Source organism: Xanthomonas cissicola (assembly GCF_008801575.1).
Lineage (GTDB): Bacteria > Pseudomonadota > Gammaproteobacteria > Xanthomonadales > Xanthomonadaceae > Xanthomonas > Xanthomonas cissicola.
In genome coordinates this window covers 1-250 of record NZ_VZPL01000296.1, presented here as the reverse complement: position 1 = coordinate 250, position 250 = coordinate 1, and the positions used below count along the sequence as shown (strand labels likewise).

Annotated in this window: 1 pseudogene; it reads left to right on the top strand. The window is 48.8% G+C overall.

The features are described 5' to 3' along the window. A pseudogene (locus F7R02_RS27740) lies at positions 1–117 on the top strand (IS30 family transposase); the annotation flags it as partial. Positions 118–250: the final 133 nt, after the last annotated feature.

Genomic DNA, 250 nt, shown 5'->3' with positions numbered 1-250 from the left:
CACATCGCGTTACTGATGAACACCCGTCCTCGCCAGACACTGGGCTGGAAAACGCCTAGCGAAGCAATGGAAGCGGAAATCGCCGCCTTCAAATCATCTGTTGCACTTGAATCTTGAGACCGCCCTGATACAGCTGATGAAGCGTGAACTGCTGTCTGGCTTCTAATAAATCAACACTGTCGACATCTGATATTTTTTTTAGCCGTACTTTTCTGCGAAAATCTTTCGGCAGGTGTTCGAAGGCACGCAG